This window comes from Okeania sp. (assembly GCF_983059655.1).
The window spans coordinates 1-2,593 of sequence record NZ_CEZPJD010000977.1 but is presented as its reverse complement, the minus strand read 5'-3'; the positions used below and the strand labels follow the sequence as shown (position 1 = coordinate 2,593).

Genomic DNA, 2,593 nt, shown 5'->3' with positions numbered 1-2,593 from the left:
CGTTTACTTTTGTCTAGAAACTCATCTAAAGCATCAATGATAATCACAAAATTGAGAGATGGCCTCTGCTTCCATACAGCAATAAAATTTTTAAATTCTGGTTTGGATAATTTTCCGTTAATTCTATATATAGATGCAATAAAAGGAAGAATTTTATCCATGTTTTTACCATCGTCATTTAAGACTCTTTCAACATCGTTAGCATGGATAAAAATTGGAATAAAATATCCTATTTTGTCCGAGAATTCTTTAGTATAATTTGCTAGTGCCTTATATAAAGTTGTAGATTTTCCACTTCCTGGAGGACCATATATAAATACTCTAGATTTGTTTGGATATAACAAGTATTTATCAAGATTTTCTATGTTCGTTCGCTGACTACCTCCTTTTTCCTCATAAGCTTGTTGAGACATCAGGCCACTTGGATTTCCTGGTTCCCCTGATCAACTTACATGATCGCTTTTTAGATTAAATCCAAGTTCAAATTCTATTTCATGGTTTACAGCATCTAGATAACTGTCAATGACTTTTTTCTCTCTTGCTGTTAATAAACGCCAGAATGTATCCTTAGTCTTGTAAAACTTTATCAACCAAGAAAACAATAAGTAAATTACGACTATAACCCAAATAAACAGAACAATAGAAGGCAGGTATTTCGGTAATTTATTGTTACTAGATAAATAATTCACTGCAATTGGAAATGAAATATTTATTACAGTTAATAATATTCCCCTTAATAGTTTTTGTTCTTTTTTAGCTATGCCTAACATATCCTTGATTTATTCCCTAAAGTTTAAAAATTTGTACCTGTTATACTCGAAAAAATGCTGTAATGTGTCTGAGAATATCAAGAAGTGATCGCTACTATTTATATACTATTATTAGAAATTAGATTATCAGCTAGTTATCCTACAATTCAGGATAAAACCCACTATAACTACTAACAAAGGTAGCTTCTTTAATAACCAAACCTAATATTACAAGAATTGTGATATAGTCACTGTACTAGGTTGCGAGCGCCTATCAGCATGATTCTTTATTCAATAAAAGTAGTATTTTCTGAAGTCTATATGCAAATATCCTGGTTTGATCGACTAAAAAAAATATTCAGTTACTTATTAACCACAGGAATTATTATTACTACTCTGTTTTCCCTAGGAGGTTATTGGCAAAAAGGTATCATTTTCGAGCTGATTTCTCATTTTAAAGTTCAATATTTTGTAATTAGTTTAATTTTATTATTTTGCTTAACCATAACAGGCAAAAAAAGATTATTGTTAGTAGGTCTATTTTGCACAATTATTAACCTCACCCCAATTTTACCTTGGTATATTCATAGAAATGGTATTAGCCAAGAAACTCCTAACTTGCGAATTTTAGTTTATAACCTTTATGGAGGTAGAAATTCTCAATATTCACAAGTTACCAGAATGGTAAGACAAGAAAATCCAGATATAGCAATTTTTTTAGAACCTACTAATACATGGTTTCAAAATCTACAAACATTATCTGATATTTTACCTAATTAATTAATTCTGTTTCTCAGTCTACCTATGGAATTCCTCCCTATGGAATTGTTGTCGTTTACAGCAAATTTCCTATAAATGATTACTCAATAAAATTTTTTGCTCCCAACAAACCCACTATTATTACTAACTTCAAAACTAATAAACAAACTATTTATTTAATAGCAACCCATCCTACTGTTCCTATATATAGAAAAACTTTTAAACAACGCAATCAAATTTTAGAGAAACTTGGTAAATATATTCAACAATTAAATAATCCAGTTATTCTTGCAGGAGATTTGAATATAACCATGTGGTCTCCTGATTATCAAAAATTAGAACAGGAAACTGGATTAAGAAATAGTCGTTTAGGCTTTGGCATTCTTCCTACTTGGCCTGCAAAATTTAATAACTCTTTTGTCTTGCATATTTTATCTAGATTTTTTCAAATTCCCATAGATCATTGTTTAATCAGTTCAGAAATTAAAGTTGTAAATGTTAAGACAAGAGCCAATTTCAATTCTGAATTAGGTTCAGATCATATACCCTTGATTACAGATTTATTTATTAGTGAATTAGAAAATAATACTAAATCCAGCTTATAGATTATTCTTTGAGAGTAGACAGTTTAATTGTAAGCATTCAGCAGTCAGCCATCAGCTATCAGCTATTGCTCTTAGTTTAGGATAAAAGCCTTATTAATTGTCTTACGACAAAAGTTGGCTCCTTTGCTTTTAAAGTCTATATTAATATTAAACACTGTCTTAATATTAAGAGACTCTTGTTGCTGAGAGCTGACTGCTAATAGCTGTTTGCGCAGCAGTCCGCAGGAAATGCTTACGTTTAATTTTACTTACTATAAAGTATTTTCTAATTTTTTATACATAATTAGGGTTTGCTGAATAAGTTAATAACTTATAGCTGATATAGCAATCAGGAATCAGTTGTGAGAATTGAGATGTTCCTTAAAAGTATAGAATATAGGAACTATTATATTTAGATGATACATTTTTTTCTTCTTCTCTGTTCCCTGTTCCCTGTTCCCAGATCCGGTGTTCCCTAAAAGTTTTCAATATCTCACAACT

The 2,593-nt window shown here is 30.2% G+C and carries 4 protein-coding genes; 2 read left to right on the top strand and 2 right to left on the bottom strand.

Going from position 1 to position 2,593, the window contains the following annotated elements:
• Both AC3DU7_RS30835 and AC3DU7_RS30830 read right to left on the bottom strand, forming a co-directional pair.
• Window positions 1-413, bottom strand: a 413-nt coding sequence (locus AC3DU7_RS30835) for a hypothetical protein (RefSeq protein WP_488043048.1), incomplete at its 3' end; no start/stop codon positions are given.
• Window positions 414-443: 30 nt separating this feature from the next.
• Complete coding sequence (locus AC3DU7_RS30830; protein WP_488043047.1) at window positions 444-770, bottom strand: hypothetical protein; 327 nt, start codon at window positions 768-770, stop codon at window positions 444-446.
• 300 nt (window positions 771-1,070) lie between these two features.
• Here AC3DU7_RS30830 and AC3DU7_RS30825 point away from each other — a divergent pair, with 300 nt between their 5' ends.
• Window positions 1,071-1,529: a hypothetical protein gene (locus AC3DU7_RS30825; RefSeq protein ID WP_488043046.1), complete on the top strand. Its 459-nt coding sequence runs from the start codon at window positions 1,071-1,073 to the stop codon at window positions 1,527-1,529.
• Complete coding sequence (locus AC3DU7_RS30820; protein ID WP_488043049.1) at window positions 1,529-2,113, top strand: endonuclease/exonuclease/phosphatase family protein; 585 nt, start codon at window positions 1,529-1,531, stop codon at window positions 2,111-2,113. Before AC3DU7_RS30825 ends, AC3DU7_RS30820 begins: the two co-directional genes overlap by 1 nt.
• The last annotated feature ends 480 nt before the right edge of the window (window positions 2,114-2,593 follow it).